The sequence below is a fragment of the Streptomyces sp. NPDC088817 genome (assembly GCF_044750345.1).
In the GTDB taxonomy this organism is placed as follows: domain Bacteria; phylum Actinomycetota; class Actinomycetes; order Streptomycetales; family Streptomycetaceae; genus Streptomyces.
In genome coordinates, this window is the sequence record NZ_JBIVJN010000005.1 from 301959 (window position 1) to 323060 (window position 21102).

At 73.6% G+C, this 21102-nt stretch carries 16 protein-coding genes; 9 read left to right on the forward strand and 7 right to left on the reverse strand.

Translation table 11 applies throughout. From position 1 onward, the window contains the following. The first annotated feature begins 37 nt into the window (after nucleotides 1–37). Complete coding sequence (locus ACIP4X_RS12025; RefSeq protein WP_358733126.1) at nucleotides 38–1009, forward strand: LAETG motif-containing sortase-dependent surface protein; 972 nt, start codon at nucleotides 38–40, stop codon at nucleotides 1007–1009. A 75-nt stretch (nucleotides 1010–1084) separates the two neighbouring features. On the opposite strand, the gene ACIP4X_RS12030 is transcribed toward ACIP4X_RS12025, so the two are convergent. Beyond that, nucleotides 1085–2056 (reverse strand): nucleoside hydrolase, encoded by a 972-nt coding sequence (locus ACIP4X_RS12030; protein WP_391459375.1) that lies wholly within the window; start codon nucleotides 2054–2056, stop codon nucleotides 1085–1087. A 281-nt stretch (nucleotides 2057–2337) separates the two neighbouring features. Here ACIP4X_RS12030 and ACIP4X_RS12035 point away from each other — a divergent pair, with 281 nt between their 5' ends. Continuing rightward, complete coding sequence (locus tag ACIP4X_RS12035) at nucleotides 2338–3096, forward strand: hypothetical protein (RefSeq protein ID WP_401348014.1); 759 nt, start codon at nucleotides 2338–2340, stop codon at nucleotides 3094–3096. 19 nt (nucleotides 3097–3115) lie between these two features. Here ACIP4X_RS12035 and ACIP4X_RS12040 read toward each other — a convergent pair whose 3' ends face one another. Further along, nucleotides 3116–3946 (reverse strand): GAF domain-containing protein, encoded by an 831-nt coding sequence (locus tag ACIP4X_RS12040; RefSeq protein ID WP_391459371.1) that lies wholly within the window; start codon nucleotides 3944–3946, stop codon nucleotides 3116–3118. Nucleotides 3947–4155: 209 nt separating this feature from the next. Further along, nucleotides 4156–5499, reverse strand: a complete 1344-nt coding sequence (locus tag ACIP4X_RS12045; RefSeq protein WP_391459369.1) for a tetratricopeptide repeat protein — start codon at nucleotides 5497–5499, stop codon at nucleotides 4156–4158. 189 nt (nucleotides 5500–5688) lie between these two features. Between ACIP4X_RS12045 and ACIP4X_RS12050 the strand changes: the two genes are divergently transcribed. Further along, nucleotides 5689–5856, forward strand: coding sequence for a hypothetical protein (locus tag ACIP4X_RS12050; protein ID WP_358733134.1), 168 nt, complete (start codon nucleotides 5689–5691; stop codon nucleotides 5854–5856). A gap of 27 nt (nucleotides 5857–5883) precedes the next feature. Here ACIP4X_RS12050 and ACIP4X_RS12055 read toward each other — a convergent pair whose 3' ends face one another. The 4 genes from ACIP4X_RS12055 to ACIP4X_RS12070 form a co-directional block, all read right to left on the reverse strand. Further along, a complete protein-coding gene (locus ACIP4X_RS12055; protein ID WP_358733136.1) occupies nucleotides 5884–7272 on the reverse strand; it encodes an extracellular solute-binding protein in 1389 nt (462 codons plus the stop codon). Further along, nucleotides 7272–10043: a caspase family protein gene (locus ACIP4X_RS12060; RefSeq protein ID WP_391459365.1), complete on the reverse strand. Its 2772-nt coding sequence runs from the start codon at nucleotides 10041–10043 to the stop codon at nucleotides 7272–7274. The genes ACIP4X_RS12055 and ACIP4X_RS12060 overlap by 1 nt, the downstream gene beginning before the upstream one ends. Nucleotides 10044–10047: 4 nt before the next feature. After that, entirely contained in the window at nucleotides 10048–10410 is a 363-nt protein-coding gene (locus tag ACIP4X_RS12065; protein WP_401348020.1) for a hypothetical protein, read from the reverse strand. A 127-nt stretch (nucleotides 10411–10537) separates the two neighbouring features. Beyond that, on the reverse strand, nucleotides 10538–11599 hold the full coding sequence (locus ACIP4X_RS12070) for a hypothetical protein (RefSeq protein WP_358733142.1): 1062 nt from the start codon (nucleotides 11597–11599) through the stop codon (nucleotides 10538–10540). 125 nt (nucleotides 11600–11724) lie between these two features. Between ACIP4X_RS12070 and ACIP4X_RS12075 the strand changes: the two genes are divergently transcribed. From ACIP4X_RS12075 to ACIP4X_RS12100, 6 genes are all read left to right on the forward strand, one after another. Beyond that, entirely contained in the window at nucleotides 11725–12165 is a 441-nt protein-coding gene (locus tag ACIP4X_RS12075; protein ID WP_358733144.1) for a hypothetical protein, read from the forward strand. A 121-nt stretch (nucleotides 12166–12286) separates the two neighbouring features. Further along, complete coding sequence (locus ACIP4X_RS12080; RefSeq protein ID WP_391459362.1) at nucleotides 12287–13216, forward strand: hypothetical protein; 930 nt, start codon at nucleotides 12287–12289, stop codon at nucleotides 13214–13216. Nucleotides 13217–13279: 63 nt separating this feature from the next. Next, a complete protein-coding gene (locus ACIP4X_RS12085) occupies nucleotides 13280–14242 on the forward strand; it encodes an endonuclease/exonuclease/phosphatase family protein (protein WP_391459360.1) in 963 nt (320 codons plus the stop codon). Nucleotides 14243–14357: 115 nt separating this feature from the next. Further along, a complete protein-coding gene (locus ACIP4X_RS12090) occupies nucleotides 14358–15947 on the forward strand; it encodes a VWA domain-containing protein (RefSeq protein ID WP_401348024.1) in 1590 nt (529 codons plus the stop codon). 156 nt (nucleotides 15948–16103) lie between these two features. Next, nucleotides 16104–17819: a methionine--tRNA ligase gene (metG, locus tag ACIP4X_RS12095; protein WP_358733151.1), complete on the forward strand. Its 1716-nt coding sequence runs from the start codon at nucleotides 16104–16106 to the stop codon at nucleotides 17817–17819. Nucleotides 17820–17977: 158 nt separating this feature from the next. Then, a complete protein-coding gene (locus ACIP4X_RS12100) occupies nucleotides 17978–21091 on the forward strand; it encodes an FG-GAP repeat domain-containing protein (protein ID WP_401348026.1) in 3114 nt (1037 codons plus the stop codon). Nucleotides 21092–21102 lie beyond the last annotated feature (11 nt).

Below are 21102 nucleotides of genomic sequence, written 5' to 3' on the forward strand. Positions count from 1 at the left end.
GACCAGCCACCTCGCGCACGAGCAAGATGGGATCCGTATGTCCATAGCCAGTCGTGTCTCCGCCGCCCGCCTGCTGGGAACGGGCGTCGCGACGCTCGCCCTGTGCGCCGCCTCCGTCGCCGCCGCCTCCGGTGCCTGGGCCCACAGCGCGCCCGGCGGCGAGGGCTGGAAGGACGGCGGCCGCTACCAGCCCGGCACCGGCGCCGGCACGGTCACCGAGAGCGACCGCTGCCAGTTCTCGCTGGACGGCAAGAACTTCTTCGACGCCGTCAAGGTCGACGACCAGAACCTGCGGCCCACCGAGGACGGCAAGGTCCACATCAAGGTCCGCACCGCCCACGACGCCACGACCTGCACCGCCTCCCTGGCCTCCTACCTCGCCCACGGCGCGACCTTCGCCGGCTCCGGCGAGCAGGTGTTCGTCGACTTCGACACGGTGACGGTCAAGCGGGGCCAGACCGACTCCCTCGACATCGCCGTCCCGGACGCGGGCTGCTTCGCCCAGGTCGACCTGTACCGCGGCGCGGTCAAGTTCGACGGCAAGAAGGACGCGAACGACGGCTTCGAGCACGGCGACCTGCCCAAGGGCCCGGACCGCCCGGTCATCAAGGACAAGCTGATCGCGGCCTGGAACGGCGGCACCAAGGACTGCACGGCCGCCGAGGAGCAGCCCACGTCCACGCCGTCCACGCCGGCCCCGTCCGACACCGAGTCCGCCGAGCCGTCGTCCCCGGCCGAGGAGCCGACGACTCCGGCCACCGAGAGCCCCGCCGAGACGGAGAGCCCGTCGTCGGCCCCGGCGACGCCGTCGGACGAGGCCCCGGCCCCGTCGGCCTCCGAGTCCACCACCGCGCCGGCCCCGGCCCCGAACGGCGGCAGCGGCGACCTCGCCGAGACCGGCGGCGGCAGCGGCACCGGCCTCATCGCGGCGGGTGCGGCCGTGCTGCTGGCGGGCGGCGCGGCGCTCGTCGTCGTCACCCGGCGCCGGGCGGCGAAGCAGGCCTCCTGACCCCCGCACGACGGCTCGCCCGAGGCCGGCCACCATCGCTCGCCGACGGTGGCCGGCGTCAGGGCAGTCGATGACCTAGGCACCGTCCCCGGTGCCCTCGACGGTGGCCAGGTACAGCCGGACGTACCGCTCGGCGTCGATGTCCAACGCCACGTCCACCAGGGTCTGTTCGCGGGCCTCACCGTGCAGTTCCGCCTCGCCCGGACGCGGGCGGCGGTCGACGACCGTCTGTCCGCGGGCCGGGCCCGGCGCGAGGTTCACCTCCACCGGCAGCCGGTGCGTGGTCAGGCCCTCCGGGTCGGCCACCGCGCACACGGTGCCCGCGTCGCCGAGCCCGCCGAACGGGACGTCGTCGCCGGTGACCGGGTAGCGGTGGGACAGCAGCCGTCCGGCCAGCCGGGCGCCGGGCTCCTCGCGCCCGCACAGCCGCCGTACGTCCGCCTCCGGCACGAGCACCCGCTCGAACACGTCGAGCCCGTACATCGTGATCGGCACCCGCGCGGTGAGCAGGACGGCGGCGGCCTCCGGATCGTGCCAGACGTTGAACTCCGCGACGGGCGTGGCGTTTCCGGTGCCCACCGCGCCGCCCATGAACACGATCCGCTCGATGTTGCGGGTGACCTCCGGGTGGATGCGCAGCAGCAGGGCGATGTTCGTCAGCGGTGCCGTCGGGACCAGGGTGACCGGGCGGTCGCAGGCCAGGATCTCGCGGTGGAGCAGCGTCACGGCGTCCACGTCGACGGCCCGGCGGGTCGGCGCGGGCAGCCCGAGGTCGCCCATGCCGTCCTCGCCGTGAACATGGTGGGCGGTGCGCAGCGGTTCGAGCAGCGGCCGCTCGGCGCCCCGCGCGACCGGCACGTCGGGAGCGCCCGCCTGCTCCAGGACGGTCAGCGTGTTCCGCACCACCTGGTCGACGTCCGTGTTCCCGGCCACGCAGGAGACCGCGCGCAGGTCGAGACCCGGGTGGCGGACGGCGAACAGCAGGGCGAGCGCGTCGTCGACGCCGGTGTCGCAGTCGATGATCACGGGCACGGGCCGCGGGGTCACAGCGCGCTCCTTCCGTCGTACGGGCTGCGTCGTACGGGCTGCGTCGTACGGGCTGCGTCGCGCGGACTGCGTCGCACGTTCCCTCGCAACGGTCGGCCGTACGGGGCTTTCACCATCGTCACGTCTCCGGCCCGCCCCCGCGCGCCCGCCCCCGGTGACGCCGCTCACCCGGACGGACCGGCGCGCTGGTGGCCGGGGCCGCCCGGTGGTGCCGTGGGAGGAGCGCCGCCGCCCGGACGCCAGGTCCGCAGTGCGGGTCCCGTCCGTCTGGAGGCCTCCCCATGTCCCGTACCCCGGCCCGTGTCCTGGCCGCCTCCGCGCTCTGCGCGGCCGCCCTGCTGACCGGGGCCGCCTGCACCGCCGGGCAGTCCGGCCGGACCGTCCGCGTCCCCGCGCCGATGGCCACCCGTCAGCCCGGCGCCGCCGCGGCACCGGCCGCGGCGCTCACACCGGACCAGGCGCACACCGCGCTGCTGACCGAGGCCGACCTCGGAGCGGGCTGGGCGCCGACCCAGGGCGCGGCCACCTGGCGGGACGGCATGCTCAAGGCGCAGGCCGACAGCTCCGAGTGCGGGCGGCTCCTCGACGCCCTCTACACCGAGGAACCCCTCGGCGCCCCCTCGGGCGCGCACGCGGTGGCCGCCTACGACGACGGCGAGGCCAGGGCCCAGCTGCGCCACCAGGTGCTCGCGCTGCACGCCCCGGACGTGGACCGCGTCCTCGCCTGGCTCCGGACGATGCCGCAGACCTGCGCGGCCTTCTCCGCCACGACCGCCAACTCCGGCGTCCTGGACGTACGGGTCACGAACCTCGCCCTGCCGGACACCGGCGACGCCCGCCAGGGCCTGCGCGTCACCGTCACCGACGAGTCGCCCGACACGCTCACCCTGGACCTCGCCACGGTACGCGTCGGCGACGACGCGATCGTCCTCACCAACGGCACCCTCGGCATGCCCGTGCGGAACGCCACCGAACAGGCGGTCCAGCATGCCGTGGACCGCCTGACGGCGGTGCAGCGCAAGGCCCGGGCCCAGGCCTGAACCGCGGTCCCAAGCCCTTCTAGTCCTGGTCGAATCTCATCCGGTGCGTGATCACCTCGTGTGCCGCGTCGAGTGCCGTGCGGCCCTGCGCGAAGGCGTGGGCGCGCAGCAGCGCGAGCGCCTCGTCGGCGCCGACGCCGAGCTGGGCCATGATCATGCCGATGGCCTGGTAGACCTCGTCCTGCTCGGCGGCGACCACGCTCAGCCAGGACGCCTCCATGGCGGCGTCGGCGTCCTCGGCGTCCTCGTCGTCCGCGTCCAGGGGCAGGGACATCAGGGCCAGCGTCATCACACCGGCCACCAGCCGCGCGGTGTGCAGTTCCCGCCCGCTGAGCTCGTGCGGGGCGTCGCCGTACAGGTCGAGCGTGCCCACGCAGACGGCGTCGTCGCCCAGCGGAACGGAGTACACGGCCCGGACGCCGGCCTCGGCCGCCTGCTGGGCGAACACCGGCCAGCGCCGGGCGTCGCGGCCCGCGGTCAGGTCGGAGGCCAGCACGGGCGCACCGGCCCGGGCCGCGTACAGCGAGGGGCCGTCGCCCAGGGTGGCCTGGATCTCGGCCAGGCGGGCGGCCGCCGGGTCGCTGGCGCCCATCCGCACGGGCATGCCGTTGCCGCGCAGCGAGACGCTCGCGCCGGTCACCGGCAGCAGTTCCACCGCGACCGCGCACAGCCGGCGCGGGATCTCGACGGCCGGTACGCCCCGCACGCCCTCGGCGATCACGTCGGCGACATCCAGGGGGCCGCCCGTACGGTCCTGTTCGCGTGGCGTCCCGCCGGCGCGTTCCGGGTGGCCCTCGTCCCGGCCGGGTTCCTCGTCCGGGACGCCGAGGCCGTCGTCCCTGGACCGCACGGCCACCGCCTCCTCACGTCATCGGCGCGGCCGTAGACGTCCGTCCGCGCACCTCGCCAGGACCGGACGCACCCGCACGCGCCGAACGGGGAGAACCGCGCATACGCCGCGTCCCCGGCCCGGGCACGCGGCGGGTACCCCCGGCCCATACCGGGAAACCGCCCCGGAGTGCGCCCCCGGAAAGCACGCGTTCCTCCCGGCCAAGGCCGTCACAGCGGCGGCTGCGCCGGGGCCGGGCCCAGGGTCGTGGTGCCGGGAGCGGTGCGGTGGCCGAGGCCGGTGCGGTAGGCGTCCAGGGCCGCCTCCACACGGCCGGTGCGGCGCAGCAGGTCGCCGAGGAGGCGGCACAGGTCGGCCAGGTCTCCGGCGGCGCCCGCCCGCTCCAGCAGGCTCAGCGCCCGTACGTAGTGCTCCTCGGCGGCCTCGGTGTCGCGGGCGTCCTCGGCGATGATGCCGAGCAGCCGGTGCGCGGCGGCGGCGTGCACGGCGCCCCGCTCGGGGGAGAGGTCGCCCAGCACGTTCCGCAGGAGTTCGGCCGCCTCCTCCGACTTGCCGCGCCGGTGCAGCACGTCGGCCAGCTCGACCGCGACCTGGCTGGTGTAGAGCGCGGCCCGCTTGGCGGACAGCATGGCCTGGGCGGCTCTCAACTCCTGCTCGGCCCGCTCCAGTTCGCCGTTCTGGGCGCAGACGTAGCCGCGCATCCAGTGGCAGTTGGCGAGTTCCGTGCGCAGCTGGAGGGTCCGGTACATCTCGGCGGCCTTGGCGAGCGAGGCGTCGGCCTCGGCTATGCGGCCCTCGGCGAGCAGGGTGCGGGCCACCGACCGGTGCATCCGGGCCACCAGCGCGGGATCGCCGGCCTGCGGGGCCAGCGCGAGCGCGAACTCCGCGGCCTGGGCCGCCCGCGCGTGCGCCCCCATGTCCATGTACGGCCCGATGACACCGGCGTAGAGCAGCAGCAGGGCGTCCGGGTCGTGCAGTCCGCCCCGGTTGAGTTCGTCGAGGGCGGACTCCATCAGGTAGACGGCGTACCGCAGCTCCCCCGCCAGGTAGTGGGAGACGGCGCGGCCGCGCAGGGCGGGGACGCGGGCGGGCAGCGGCGCGTCGGCGAGGGCCTGCTCGGAGCGTTCGAAGAACTGGCGGCCGCTCTCCAGCTCGCCGGTCTCCAGGGCGCATTCGCCGAGCCCGAGCAGCGCCTCGGCCTGGACGTCGACGAGTTCGTGCTCCTCGGCCTCCCCCAGCAGCAGGGTGTACTGCTCGGCCGCCTTCTCGGACTCCCCGGTGGCCAGCGTGCGCCGGGCCTCGGTCAGCCTCAGACGCAGGTCGGTGGCGAGATGGGCGGGGCGTCCGGTGGCGAGCTCGTCGAAGGCGATCCCGAGCCGCTCGGCGACGTGCTTGAGCGCCTCGTCGGAGGGCCGGACCCGGCCCGCCTCAAGCGTGGAGATGTACGCGGGGGTGTACGCCGGCTCCGCCAACTGCCGCTGGGTCAGTCCCTGTTCTCGCCGTAGCCGCTGCACCCTGCGCCCGATGGTCTCCGGGTCGTCCCGCTTCGCCATGCGCTTCATCATGCCAGTAAGCGGCCTGATGACGAGCCGTGTCGGACTGACCCGGGGTCAGCACCGGACCTTACGCCCAGCGGCCCCCAACTCACCCTGACGGCCTTTTCGTTCGGCCTTCTCACCCCCTACGTTGGAGACAGCGTTAAACGCGCTTAATCCATCACTGTCGTTGCGAGGTCGGTTGCCGTGCTCGGACGCACTGTCGCGCGCCAAGGACACTTCTCCGCACGTTGCGCCAGGGGATTCGGCGCGGCCCTCATCGCGGTGGCCGCCCTGATCGCGGCGGCCAACGCCGGACCGGTGGCCTCGACGACCGACCCGGTCCCGGCCCCGCAGGCCGTGCAGAGCCGCTAGTGCCCCAGGCGGGCGGTTTGCTCGCGCTCAGCCCGGCAGCGCCCGGCGCAAGGCCTCGTCCAGCCGGCCGGCCAGCACCGCGTCACTGGGCGGATCGTCGGTGAACAGGGCGCCCAGCTCGGCCGTGAAGGTCTGCGTGAACGCCCCGTAGAGCGGGGTGCGCGGGCGGGAGACCGCCCGCTGGAGGGCGGGCAGCAGGATGCCGCGGGCGTAGCCGGGACGGCCGGCCGTGTCGCGGGGCACGCGGTCGGTGCTCTCACCGGTGGGCGAAGCCGACGGCGCACCGCCCGAGCCCGAGGAGGCCTCGCAGCGGACGCGGTCGTCGGTGTACGCCGAGGTACGGGTCGCGGCGAAGCCCGCGTCCAGCAGGCAGCGTTCGCTCTGGGGGCTGGTGAGGAACGTGATCAGCTCGGCCGCCTTCCCGGCCCGCTGCGAGGACCGGGTCACCGCCAGGTTCTGCCCGCCGAGCACCGCCCGGCCGGGCAGCCGGGCCACGCCGAGCTGCGCCTCGGTGAAACTCTGGTGCAGCGTGCCGTAGGCGTACGGCCACTGCCGCAGGAAGGCGGTGCGGCCGTCCTCGAAGTCGCTGAGCGAGGACGCCTCGTCGGAGCTCAGGGCGCTGTCCAGGGTGTACGGCTTGTCGGTGCGCCGGCGCAGCTCCGCGATGCCGTCGGTCAGCTCCCGCAGATCGCCGGTGTAGCGGCCGGAGCCGTCGGTGAGCGCGAAGTCGTCGGTCGCCGAGGCGAACGCCTCCACGGCGTTGACCGTACGGCCCTCGTAGGGGGCCAGTTGCGTGGTCCAGAGCTTCTCGTACCCCTTGGGCGGGCGCGCGTCGAGGGTGTCGCCGAGCCCGAGCAGGTCGTGCCAGGTGCGGATCGCGTCCGGGCCGGTGCGCTGGACGCCCGCCCCGCTCAGATAGTCGCGCCGGTAGTAGAGCAGCCCGACGTCGCTGTTGAACGGCACCGCGTACACCTTGTCCTTCCAGCGGGCGGTGCCGGCCACGGACGCGATGACGTCGCCGTCGACGGCCTCGTCGGGCAACTGCCTGACCAACTCCGCCTCGGCGAACTCCGGCACCCAGGTGACGTCCAGGTTGACCACGTCGTAATGGGCGCTGCCCGACTGGAGCGCGCCCAGCAGCTGGCTGCGCTGCTGGTCGGCGGAGCCCGGCAGTTCCACGAGGCGGGCGTGGTAGCCGGAGTCCTGCTGCTCCTGCTGCCGGTTCCAGGCGTCGATGAGCTGCTGGCGGACGCCGTTCTTGCCGGTCACGTCCCGCCCGCTGGCCACCACGATGTCCCCGGGCACGTCGGCGGCCGGCGTCTGCCCGTCCCGTGGCCCGCCCCCGGTGCAGGCGGTGGCCGCGAGCAGCGGCGGCACCAGCAGCCGGGCGAGCGTCACGGCCGGTCGTCGTGCCATCAGTGCTCCCCCGTCCCCACTCGGGCGACCTCGTCGCGCAGGCCCCGGCCGGGATCGTCGCCCGCGTCCAGGCAGCGGCCGCCGCTCGCCTCGGCGATCCGGGCGTCCGCCCGGTCCGCGTCGCAGGAGCCGCTGATCAGGGACACCATGTCCACCGGCACCTTCGTCTTCCGCGCCCGGGCCAGCACCTCGTCCAGGTTCTTGCCGGTCAGCCGGTTGTTGTCCTCGTCGTCGGTGATGTAGACGATCAGCTGCGGCCGCTGGTCGTCGGCGCCGCGCCCGGCCATGTGGTCCAGCGCGTCGAGCAGCGCCGCGTGCGGGTCGGCCTCGGCGTCGCGCACCCGCGCCCCGGCGTCGACGACGTGCTCGGCATCGGCGCGGCGGTGGTGCCCGTAGGGAAGCAGCTCCTGGTGGGACCCGTCGCCGTCGGTGCCGTAGACCGCCCACACCCCGTAGTCGTCCTGGGCGCCGAGCCCGCCCAGCGACTGCTTCAGGATGCCGGGGCCGCCGCTGGGCCCCAGCCACCGCGTGTTCATCGAACCGGAGCTGTCGAGGAGGTAGAGGACCCGGCCGGGGCCGTGGGCGCTGCGGTACCGCGTGAGGGCCTCCTCCATCGCCGTCCGGCGGGCCGCGCCGGGCAGCGGGCTGGGGCCCCGCAGCACGCCCGTGCCGACATGGTCCGTGTCGAGCAGCCGGTGGCCGGATTCCGTCGCCGACCGGAAGCCGGCGGCGGCGAACGCGGCCAGGCCCTCCTCTCCGCCGAGCCAGGCGCGGAAGCGGCCGACGGCGTCGTCCCGCGCCGCCGCGTCCCGGTCGCCGCCCTCCCAGCGGACCCGCACGAAGGTGGGCGTCAGCGCCGGTACGTCGACGGGGTACTCGGCGGTCCGCGGCACACGGGTCGTCCGCGCGCAGCCCACCCCGCTCCTGAGCAGGAACTCCGGGACGAGCACGGCGATGCGGTCGTCCGCGGCGCGGTCGGCCGGCAGCGCGCACAGCAGCGCGGCGGCGGTCGGCGAGGGCGGTCCCGCGGGGCGTACGCGCTGCTCGGCGGCGCGCGAGTCGGTGGAGGAGCCGTACAGGCCGATGGTCGCCAGCAGCGCGGAGTCGGTGAACTCCGGGTCGGGCCGCAGCACTCCGGCGTTCCGGTCCTGCTCCGTCAGGTTCTCGGTCAGCCGGGACAGCGGCAGCCCGACCCGCTCGTCCAGTCCGGCCCCGGCGAGGTTCTGCGGAACGGCCAGCACGACGGGCGAGTAGACGAACGGCGCGCCGTCCGGCTGGAGTTCGACGTAGCTGCGGGTGGTCCAGTCGGTGGTGACCCGGGCCGCGTCGGTGCCCGAGGCGGGGATCCACATGTCCGGCTGCGGCCCGACGTCCCGCTGCGGGTTGGTGTCCTCCACGCGCGGCTCCTGCCAGGCGTCGCTCTGCCGGCGCAGCGCGGTGACCGCGGCGGTGGCGCCCGCGCTGTAGACGGTGATGCCGCTGCGGCGGCAGCCGTGCCCGGTGGTGTTGGCCCCCGAGGTCAGATAGGCGTCCGCGGCGGCCCGGACCGTCGGCTCCAGGTCGGGGTCGGTCAGCAGGCGCAGTTCGAGCGGCGGCGCGCAGGCGTGACCGCCGCCGGGGCCCGCGAGTTCGTAGCCGCCGGCGCCGAGCCCTGAGAGCGCGAGCGCCAGCAGCGCGCACACCAGGATCCGGGCCCTGACGCGCAGCCCGAGGAACCAGTCGATCACGGCACGCGCCCGGGCGCGCAGCGCGGCGAGCAGGGCCACCAGGAAGCGGACCGGGCTCCCCGCACCGTCCGCCGGCCCGGAGCCGGACCGCCCGCCCGGCGGCTCGGTGCGCGGCGGCTGTTCGGAGGACTGCGCCGACGGCGCGGGCTGCTCGGACGACTGCGCCGGGTCCGATGGGAGCGGGGACGGCTCCTCCGGCCCGTCCTCCTGTTCCCGCTCGCCCTTCTGCCCGTCCTCCCGCGCCGTCAGCAGCACGTCCGCACCCGGCTCGGCGGCGGACTGCGGCTCCCACAGGTCCCCGAGCGGGGTCCTGCGGCCCGCTTCGGCCATCTGCCCGCGCAGCTGGTCGAACAGCTCCACAAAAGACAACTCCTCGTCGATGTCGAGGAGTTGCACGAGCTCTTCGGTGAACGGGGTGGCTCTCGTGCCGTCGCCGGAGTCGACGAGCCGGTTGGCCTGCACGCTCATCAGCAGCAGGATCCGGTGCCGGCGGTCGGCGAAGTCGTGCCACACCTTGGCGGCGTTACCCGCGTAGCAGCAGTCGAGGATCACCACGATCCGCTCGGCCTGGCTCCCGGCGAGCACGGTGAGCACCCCGGTGAACGCGTCCGCGCCCGGGAACACGGCCCGGCCGCCGGCGACCACGCGCGCGTTGCGCATCTGGAGGAACAGCTCGTTGCCCGCGCTCGGCACGGCGCCGTGCCCGGCGAAGTAGCACAGCAGCAGCCCCTCGGCGTCCTGGGCGGCGGTGCGCAGCGCCTCGCTGAACTGGTCCAGGGACGGCGAGCGCAGGACGGTGATCTCCTCGCGCCCGTCGGCGTCCTGCTGCCCGCCGCCGCACTGCCCGTCGCCGTCGCCGCCGCCGTTCCGCGTGCCGAAGATCCCGCCCCGGCGCAGCACGTCCTCCAGCCGTCTCAAGTTGTGCCGGACGGCGGGCAGCTGGCCGGGCACGCCCTCCGGATCGTCCGGCTGCGTGTGCTCGTACTCCTCCACACCGACCAGCAGCGCCCGGTTCACCCGCCCCCGCGGGTCGAAACGGTCCACGGGGCTACCCCTCGTCGTGGTGCACCGGATCGACGTGGGTCTCGGGTGGGTCGCCGGACTCCACCCGGCGGCGGTTCTCCAGCCAGGCCGCCACGGCCCGCCTGGTCTGCGCCACCAGCTCGTCGAACACGGCTTCGGCGCCCGCGCCGAGCAGGAACAGCAGGATCTCCATGCCGGCGCCCATGCGCCCGGGCGGCACGTCCGAGCGCGGCCGCTCGTCGATCCGCAGCCGCCCCTGCCGGACCAGCTCCTCCAGCGGTTTCTCCCGCTCCAGCCACGCCTTCAGCGCGCCGACGTCCTTGCTGCTCGCACTACCGTCCAGCCGGACCCGTACACCTCGGCCGGCCACGCCATCCCCCTCAGCCATAGCTCACTATTCTGACACCGGGGCACAACTCCCCGGGAGGGCGCATTTCGGCCACACCGGACCCGCCCCCTCCACGGCGGGTCCGGGGCCGGGACCGGACCGCGTCGCCCCGGGTACGAGAGCCGCCTCAGGCCTGCGTCTGCAACTGGCTGAGCTGACGGCGCACATGGTCGAGCGCGCCCTGCCGCCGGCCCGGCACCCGGCCGCGCAACTCGGCCAGCACCGAACCGAGTTCGCGGGCACGTCCGGGGTCGTGGATCAGCCCCCACTGGTGGTGGGCGCGGTCGACGGCAGTCTCGACCGCCACGGCGTCGGCGGCCTGGCCCATGTCCAGGCGGGTGGCGGCCACCGTCAGCCAGGCCCGGCAGCTGCGGGCGGCGTCGCCCGCGAACATCGCCAGGTCCGCGCGGACCTCGGCCCAGTGCAGCGCGTCCTCGGAGGCCGCTCCGTGCGCGAGGGCGGCGGCCCGCTCCCAGCGGGCGGCGAGCGCGTCGGCGTCGCCGTGCCGGCCGGACTGCACGCAGGCCGCGATGGCCGTGTGCGGGTCGGCCGGCGCCGGGCCGGGCGCGGTGATTACGAGGCCGGGGCGGCCGTCCTCCTCGGTGAGCCGCGACAGCGCCTGCTCGTGCAGCTCCGCAGGCGGCGGCCGGTGCCCGCTGCGCAGGATCGTCGCCACCGCCCTCATGTACGCCGGTGCCGCCACCGTGCGCCGGGCCGGCGGCGGTGCGACCCGGCCGTACAGGGCGATGTTGCGCCCGCAGTCCAGGGGGTGCCCGCGCAGCAGCGCCCAGCTCTCCGCGTCCGCGTGCAGATCGGCCACGACCGTGGTCGTGCCGTCCGGGCGCAGCCGCAGTTCCTCGCGCAGCCAGTGCCAGGGCAGGGCCGTGTAGCGGACGGTCGCCGGCGCGGTGCGGGCGAGCGCCAGATGGAGCAGGTGCTGGCGGCGGTCGAGCTGGAGCTGTCCTGCGAGGAACACGGTCAGCGGGCCGGGCGCCGCCGCGGCCGCGCGCAGCCGGGTGAGCACGGCCTGTGGCTCCAGCGGATCGGCGAGCTCCACCACGGTCGCGGTGTCCGTGCCGGACAGCACGGAGGGCGCCACGGCGGCCAGCACCGGCAGCACGGACGCGGCGTCCACCAGACGCCCCCGGCCCACGGGCGCGGCCGCGAGCAGCAGCACGGTTCCGGGCATCGTCCCCCCGTGTCGTGATCCGGTCGGTCGCTTACGCCAGCACGGTAACGGCTCCACCGACTTGCCAGGGCCCCTTCCCCGGTGTGCTCTGGTATGCGGGGGCGAGGAGAGAGAGGAGCGCTCTCATGGCTCACATGGCACCCGCGTCCGGCATCACCACCCGCACCACCCGCCCGCCCAACCTGTTCAGCGCCCGCGCCCATGCCGTCGGCCGGCTGGCGGGACCGCTCGCGCTGGGGCTCGTCTACGGCTACTGGACCGCGGCGGACCGTCGCCACGGCGGGCCGATCACGGGCTGGAACGTGCTGTTCGGCTTCGTGACCACGATCGTGTTCACGGTGCTCCTGGCGGCCGTCCTCATGGTGGGCCCCCGGTTGCGGCGGGAGCAGCACGCCGCACTGTGGTTCGCCTTCATCGGCGCGGCGTTCGGCTTTCTCTACAGCCAGAGCGGCCACGCGATCGTGTCGGTGGTCGGCCTGTCCCTGGGGATCGGCATCGTCGCGGGCCTCTTCTGCTTCTACTGGTTCTACACGCACGAGGACGCGGTGGGCCGTCGCGTCAGTTGACCCGCTGACCCGCTGACGCACGCCGGCCGGCGCCCGGCCGCCCGGCCCCGCCCTCCCTCCCGCTCACCCGAATGCCGCCCGTCCGCTCGCGGAGGCGCGGGCGACGGCCTTGGCTGAGAACGTGTCCCGACGTATGCGAAGCGGCCTGTCGGCCGTGCTCATCGCGCTCTCGTGCCTGCTCGTGCCGTTCGGCGCGCTGTCGGCCTGGGCGGCGTACGGGCTCTCCGACACCGGCCGCTACGTCACCACGATGGCGCCGCTCGCCGACGACCCGGACGTGCGCGACGCCGTCGCGGACACCGTCGGGAACGGGATCGTCCAGGAGTACGGACACCAACTGGACGCCTACGTGCGCCGCGGCACCATCACCCCCTTCGTGCACGACGCGGTGCGCTCGTTCACCCGGACCGAGGCCTTCCGCACGGCGTGGAACGAGGGCAACCGGGCCGCCCACGACGCCGTCCTGCGGGCCCTGCGCGACGAACGCGACCGACGCGAACGCCCGGTCACCGTCGATCTCGCGCCCGTCACCGCCCAGGTCAAGGCCCAGCTCGCCCAGGACCACGTACCGCTCGCGAACCGCATCCCCGTTCAGCACACCGAGGTCGACCTGCTTCCGGCCCAGCAACTGGGCCGCCTCCGGAAGGGGTTCCACGTGCTCGAAGTCGCCGGTTTCTGGCTGCCGATCGCGGCCGTCGCGTTCGCCGTGGCGGGCCTCGCCCTGGCCGCCCGCCGCCGTCGTGCGCTGACCGCCACCGCGCTCGGCACCGCCCTGGGCGGGGCGATGCTCGCCCTCGCTGTCGCCGTCGGGCGCAGCCTGACCCTCGCCGACCTGCCCGCCGAGGTCTCCCAGCCGGCCGTCGGCGCCGTCTACGACGCCCTCACCTCCACCCTGCGCACCGCCTCGTGGATCCTCGTCGCCCTCGGTCTGACGGTGGCCGCCCTGACCTGGCTCACCCGCCGCCCGCGCCTGCCCTTCCGCCGCCGGACGCCCACGCCCCCCACTACCCAGAGCCGCCCCGAGCAGCCGCCGCCGCGCGTACGCGTCTGACCCGGCGGACGGGCCCGCGAGCGGGACGCCCGGGGCCCGTGCCGACCCCGTAGGCTCGTCGTCGTGACCAAGCAGGGGGGACGGTTCGCGAGCTGGTGCGCCGGGCTGTTGTTCGCCGGGGTGAGCGTCGTCGTCGGGTGCCGGATCGCCGACAGCGACGGCATCACGCCCGTACCGCAGCTCCTCGCCTTCCTGCCGTGGCTGCTCGTGCCGACCGGACTCGGCCTGGCGTTCACGCTGCGCGGCCGCTGGTGGACGGGGGCGGTGTGGGGCGTGGCCCTGCTCGGGCTGCTGGCCTGGTACATCGAGCCGTACGGCAGGGTCTCCGCACCGGCCGGCCGGGCCGTGGCCGGGATTCGGGTGCTGACCTCGAACGTGCAGTTCGGGCGCGGTGCCCCGGCCCTCGTCACGGTCATCCGCCGCGAGCGGCCCGACATCGTCTTCGTCGAGGAGTGCGAGTACACCTGCCAGTCGACGCTGGAGCGGGAGGCCGGCGGCGACTACCCCTACCGGCAGGCGGTCCGGGCGGGCGGTTCGGAGGGGTCCCTGATCCTCAGCCGCTACGCCCTGCGCGGCACCGCCGGGGTGCGCGGCACGATGGGCATGCCGGGCGCGGTCGCCGACGTGCGCGGGCACGCGGTGCGCCTCCAGCTCGCCCACCCCATGCCGCCGCTGCCCGGTCAGGTCGCGCTCTGGCACCGGGAACTCGCCCGGCTGCGGGCCTTCGCGGCGGCGGACCGTACGACGCCGACCGTGCTGGCCGGCGACTTCAACGCCTCCCAGGACCACGCGGCCTTCCGCCGCGTCATCGACACCGGTCTGCGGGACGCGGCCCGGCTGTCCGGCGCGGAACGCGACCCGAGCTGGCCGTCTCGGACGACGCCCGTCCTCGGCGCGCAGATCGACCATGTGCTGGTCTCACCGGACTTCTCCGCGACCGGCGCCCGCTTCCTCGCCGTGGCCGGCACCGACCACCGCGCGCTGCTCGTCGACGTCACGCTGCACGACGGCCGAGGAGCGCATTGACAGAAGCCGCCCGCGGGTGCTTGCCCCTGCCCAAGATCACTACAGAGGGCCGCTAACCTTACGTGTCCGTCCTGGCCAGGGATTGACGGGCATCAACTCACGAAGGGTTGCGCACATGGGCATTCTCACTCTCCTGCGGAACGCGTTCGGCCGACCACGCAAGGGGCCCAAGGCCGAGGCAGAGGGTGCGGAACAGGCTCCCGCCCAGGAGCCGACACCCACCGCTGCCCAGCAGCCGGAACCGAAGGTCCCGGCCCAGCCGTCCGCGGACGACGAACACGAACTGGTCTCGGCCGCCTTCGACAACATCACGGTCCCCAAACCGGCGACCCCCGCGGAAGCCGAGCCGACCGCCGCGGAGCGGGAGTCGGAGCCCGAGGCGGCACCCGCCCCCGAGCCCACCCCGGAACCGGCGTCCGAGGAACCGACCCCGGAACCCGAACCGACGGCCGCCGCACCGGAGCCTGAGGCCGACCCGGCCAAGGAACCGGCAGCACAGGAGCCGACGCCGGAGCCGGAGACCGAGGCGGAGGCCAAGCCCGAAGCCGAGCCGGAGACCGAGGCCGAGACGGAGGCCGAGGCGGCCGAAGCGGAGCCCGAGGCCGAGGCCGAGACGCAGACCGAGGCCGAGGCCGAGACGACCAAGGTCGAGGCGGAGCCGGAGGCCGTGCCTCAGGCCGAGGCCGAGGTGGAGCCTGAGACCGAGGTGACCGAGGTGACCGAGGCGGCCAAGACGGCCGAGGCGGAGCCTGAGGCGGACGCTCCGCAAGCCGCCGATGGCGAGGAAGCCCCGCAGGGGCCACCGGCACCCGACAACGAGACCCGCACGGGTGGTGCGGGTGGGAACACCCCGGCCGAAGGCGAAGCCGAGGCCGAACATCCGACGACGGAACCGGAACCGGAACCGGAGCCCGCGGCACAGGAGCCGACCCCTGAGGCGGAGCCTCAGACCGAGGCGGAGCCTCAGACCGAGGCGGAGCCGGCCACCGAACCCGAGCCGGCCGCCGAGGCCGACACCGGCACCGCCGCAGACCCCGCCGCACCCGCCACCCCCCTCACCCAGCTCAACGACCACGCCCCCACCCTCACCACCGCCTACCACGCCGCCGCATCCGCCCTCGCGAAGTACGACCTCACCGGCACCCGCGCCAAGGTCTACCTCGTCCTCGACCGCTCCGCCTCCATGCGCCCGTACTACAAGGACGGCTCCGCGCAGGCCCTCGGCGAGCAGACCCTCGCCCTCGCGGCCCACCTCGACCCCGAGGCGACGGTCCGGATCGTGTTCTTCTCCACGGAGGTGGACGGCACCGGCGAGCTGACCCTCGCCGAGCACGAGGACCGCGTAGACGACCTGCACGGCTCCCTCGGCCGCATGGGCCGCACGAGCTACCACGCCGCCGTGGACGCCGTACTGGCCCACCGCGCGGAGTCCGGCGACCCGGCGGCCCCCGCCCTGGTGATCTTCCAGACGGACGGCGCGCCGGACGCCAAGACCCCCGCCACCCAGTCCCTCACCGACGCCGCCGAGAAGCACCCCTCCGTCTTCTTCTCCTTCGTCGCCTTCGGTGAGCACGACAACAAGGCCTTCGACTACCTCCGCAAGCTGAAGACCGACACCTCGTCCTTCTTCCACGCCGGTCCCACCCCCCGCGAGCTGACCGACCAGGAGCTCTACGAGGGCGTACTGGCCAACTGGCGCCCGTAACCCACGGGACCCGCACACGCACCAGGGCCGCCCCTTCCCACCCCTCAAAACGGGAAGCGGGCGGCCCACCCGTGTCGGCTACGATTTCAAGGTTCCGTAGACGACCCGCACCCCACGAGATCGTCACCCCACGTAGCGACTTGGGAGCAGCCCGCGATGGCTCGACACCTCATCACCAGCGCCCTTCCGTACATCAACGGGATCAAGCACCTGGGCAACATGGTGGGGTCCATGCTCCCGGCGGACGTGTACTCCCGCTATCTGCGCCAGCGCGGCCACGACGTGCTGTACATCTGCGCGACGGACGAGCACGGCACCCCGGCGGAGCTCGCGGCCAAGGAGCAGGGCCTCCCGGTCGACGAGTTCTGCGCGCAGGCGCACGACGCGCAGAAGGCGGTCTACGACGGCTTCTCGCTCGCGTTCGACTACTTCGGCCGCAGCTCGTCCCCGCAGAACCGCGAGATCACGCAGGAGATCGCCCGCGAGCTCAAGGCGAATGGGTTCATCGAGGAGCGGGCCATCCGCCAGGTGTACTCCAACACCGACGGCCGCTTCCTGCCCGACCGGTACATCATCGGCACCTGCCCGCACTGCGGCTACGACAAGGCGCGCGGCGACCAGTGCGAGAACTGCACCCGGGTCCTGGACCCGACCGACCTGATCGAGCCGCGCTCCGCCATCAGCGGCAGCAGCGACCTGGAGGTCCGCGAGACCAAGCACCTCTTCCTCCTCCAGTCCGTACTGGCCGGCGAGGTCGAGGCATGGGTCGACGAGCGCGCCGACAACTGGCCGGTGCTGGCCTCCTCGATCGCCCGCAAGTGGCTCACCGAGGGCCTGCACGACCGGGCGATCACCCGTGACCTGGACTGGGGCGTCCCGGTCCCGGCCGACACCTGGCCGGAGCTGGCCGCCGAGGGCAAGGTCTTCTACGTCTGGTTCGACGCCCCGATCGAGTACATCGGCGCCACGAAGGAGTGGGCCGACCAGGACCCGGAGAACCGGGACTGGCGCTCGTGGTGGTGGGAGTCGGACGCGGACGTCCACTACACGCAGTTCATGGGCAAGGACAACGTGCCCTTCCACAGCGTGATGTTCCCGGCGACCCAGCTGGGCACCCGCGCGCCGTGGAAGAAGGTCGATGTCATCAAGGCCTTCAACTGGCTCAACTACTACGGCGGCAAGTTCTCCACCTCGCAGCGGCGCGGTGTCTTCACGCACGACGCGCTGGAGATCCTCCCGGCCGACTACTGGCGCTACTTCATGATGGCGAACGCGCCGGAGTCCGACGACTCGTCCTTCACCTGGGAGCACTTCACGGCCACGGTGAACAAGGACCTGGCGGACACGCTGGGCAACTTCGTCAACCGGGTGCTGTCCTTCTCCCGCAAGCGCTTCGGCGACGCGGTCCCGGAGGGCGGCGAGCCGGGCGAGGCCGAGGCGCGGCTCGGTGAGGAGATCGCCCGCCTCCTCGCGGAGTACGAGGAGCACATGGAGGCCATCCAGTTCCGCAAGGCGGCGGCCGCCCTGCGCGCCCTGTGGTCGGCGGGCAACTCCTACCTGGAGGAGAAGTCCCCCTGGCTGGAGATCAAGACCGACAAGGACGGCGCAGCCCTCACCCTGCGCACGGCGATGAACCTGATCCACCTCTACTCGGTGGTCTCGGAGCCGTTCATCCCCACCTCGTCGGCGGCCATGCGCGCGGCGTTCTCCCTGGACGGCGACACGGCGACCTGGGTGACCCCCGCCGAGGCGGCCTCCCTGACCACCGTCCCCGCCGGCACCCCGTTCACGGTCCCCCCGGTCCTCTTCGCCAAGCTCACGGACGACGACCTGGAGACGTACAAGGAGCGCTTCGGCGGCGAGCCCGCGTAAAGCGGAAGAGCACCGAGCACCACGACTCCCCGCGACGGACGCCCGGTCGCGGGGAGTCGCTTCTCATGCTCCGGGACCGTGAAAAGAGATGGAAAATTCCTGGTAAAGTCCGCCCACTTGAGCGAGGGCAGGGGACCCTCGCCGGGAGGGAACCTCACGTGGGCAGACATGCCCTAAGACGGGGCGGACTGGCCGCCACCGTCACCACACTCGCGGTCGCCGTCGCGGCCGCGTCCGTCACCGTCCTCGCCGGGGGCGGTGACCCCGCCCAGGCCGCGGGCGCGCAGAGCGCGGCCGGCACCACCGAGATCACACTCACCGCCCCGGCCTCGACCCAGCCACGCAGCGAACGACTGTTCGCGGCTGGCCCCAACGGCTTCCTGCACCGGCAGTCGGAAGTCCCCGGACTGCTGTGGACGAGCCACGCCGACGGCACCACCGTCGGGGTGCGGACCCCGGACGGCGTCTACACGCAGACGGCGCCGTGCAAAGACCTCGGCTCGACGTGCCGGGAGGCCTGGTACGGCTCGGGCGGCGACCTAGTCGCCCTGCCGTCGAGCACGTCCGACACCACCGTCACCCTGTGGGATCCGGCCACAGATAAGACGTCGACCGTGGCGTCCCAGTACCCCTACCGGGCGCTGGCCGGGAACACCGTCGTCACCAGCCACACCCTCATCGACACCGTGGACGGCGAGCGCCGTGAACGCCGCTTCACGCCGGCCGGGGTGACCGTCAACAACGGCTACGTCATGGCCGCCGACTCGGCCGGAGTGCTGCTCAAGTGGGGCACCAGCCTGTACTACATCGACATCGAGTCGGCCACCGTCACCGAGGCGTTCAGCCGCGTCTCCGCCACCGCCACCGCAGTCCTGAGCCAGGGCCGGATCGGCTGGTACGACAGCAACAGCCTGCACTTCAAGCCGCGCACCGACCCTGGCGGCGACGAGCAGTTCGTCGACCTGCCCTTCTTCGGCTTCGGCGTCTACTCGGACTACAAGCCGGTTCTGACCGGTGACTGGCTGCTGCTGCCCCTGCACACGGGCACCGGCACCAGCAGGCTGACGGCTGTCTCTCTCACCGACGGCTCGTCCCGCACCCTGCTGGAGAAGGCCGACAAGTTCACGGTCCACGGACCCGGCGACACGGCTCTCGTCACCGGCGGCGGGGGCGCCACCGACTGGTGGGTGCAGCGTGTGAGCCTGAGCGCGGACGGCACGCCGAAGCTGACGAAGCTGTACCAGGTGCCCGCAAAGGAGAACGACAAGACGGGCATCGCCCTCAGCCGTGGCAGCCTGCGGGTCGCGGAGCGCAACCCCAAGGACACCAGCGGCTTCAGCGCCACCTCCGTACGGACCCTGACGACCAACGGCGGTACGGCGCTCACAGCGTCCGCCGTCACCGAGAGCGTCAGGATCCTCCCGAAATGCCCCTCCCCGGACACCCCGTGCCCGGCGCTGTGGGGCAACATGGTCACCTCGCCCCGAGACGTCTTCCTGGAGGAGCCCTGGAGCGGCAACGCGCCGCCCGACTCGGACCAGTTGGCCTCGATCGGCCACCAACCCCTGTGGTTCAAGACCACGGGCGGCAGCATCGTCGACGTCTCCGACGACTACGCGGTCTACAACTCCGGCGGTGCCGCCCCGGCCCAGTACGTCGGCCGGTTCGGCTACGGCCAGTTGCTGAAGCGCCCGGTCCAGACGGCCGCCCTCAACGGCCCAGTGCTGTGGAGCGCCACCACCACCGCCGGCCGGATCACCTCCTACAGCCTGACGGAGAAGAAGACCCTCAGCACGGTCACCGTCCCGGGCGCGCGCTGCGTCCCGAGCGAGCTGCAGGCGGCGGGCCGCTGGTTGTACTGGGCCTGCGGCACCGCCTCGGCGGGCGTGTACGACACCAAGGCCGGCACCTCCCGCGCCGTCACCCCGGGTGACGTACTGCTCGGCGACGGCTTCACGGTCCGCCACGACCACGCGGCCGACACCCTCGTCCTGACCGACGCGGCCACCGGCGCCACCCGCGTACTGGCCTCCGAGGTGCCGGACACCGGCCTGGCCGCCGACCGCCGCCACCGCTGGGCCGTGGACAAGTACACGGGCCTGGTCGCCTGGTTCGACCTCCATGAGCGCACCCGCGTCGCCACGACCGGCTTCACACCGTCGGCCCCGACCGCGTTCGAAACGGACACCGACACCTGGACCGACCTGACCACCTCGACGCCCTGGACCGGCACCTGGCTGCTGTCCCGCCCCGTCACCTCCTGGTCGCTGACGTTCACGTCGGTGGAGAGCGGCGAGACCGGCAAGGCCACCCGCACCCTCACCGGCGGCGCGGCCATCGCACAGGTGGCGGCGAAATGGGACCGCAAAACAGCGGGTGGCGTGCGCTTCCCCAACGGGCAGTACAAGTGGACCCTCAAGGCGACCGGCCTCGGCACCTCCACGGCCGTGACCGTCGGCAGCGGCTCCGGCTCGCTGACCGGAGGCTCGCCCGTACGCCACGACTACGGCTCTCCGGACGGCGTCGACGGCGTCGGCGACCTGCTCACCATGAACTCCACGGGCTCCCTGACCATCCACCGGGGCACGGGCAAGGGCACCCTCTCGTCCAAGGTGAGCGGCACCGGCTGGCCGAAGGGGACCACGGTCGTGCCGTTCGGCGACCTGAGCGGCAACCGCTGCAACGATCTCGTCGTTCGGCCGGGCAACGGCTCGCTGCGGCTGTACAAGCCGAAGTGCGGGGCCGCGCTGAAGGCGTCGACGCCGTACACCACGCTCGGCAAGAGCGGCTGGAACCAGTACGACGTCATGGTCTCGACCGGTGACATCACCGGGGACGGACGCCCGGACCTGATCGCCCGCCAGGCGTCCACCGGGGACTTGTACCTCTTCAAGGCCACCAGTGCGGGCAAGCTCTCCGCCCGCGTGAAGATCGCGAGCAACTGGAAGAAGTACAAGAAGATCGTCGCCGTCGGCGACATCACCGGTGACGGCATCGGCGACCTGATCGCCCAGGACAAGTCCAACAACCTCTACCGCTACGACGGCAAGCGCACCGGCGCCTTCAAGGCCGGCGTCAAGATCGCCACCAAGTGGGGGGCCTCGTACAACGCCTGCGTCGGCGTGGGCGACCTCAACCGCGACGGCATCGGCGACCTGATCTGCCGGGACACCTCCGGCAAGCTGTTCCGCCTCTACGGCAACGGCAAGGGCGGCTTCGGCGCGCGGACGCAGATCGGCACCGGCTGGGGCGGCTACAAGGCCCTGTACTGACCCTGCCCGAA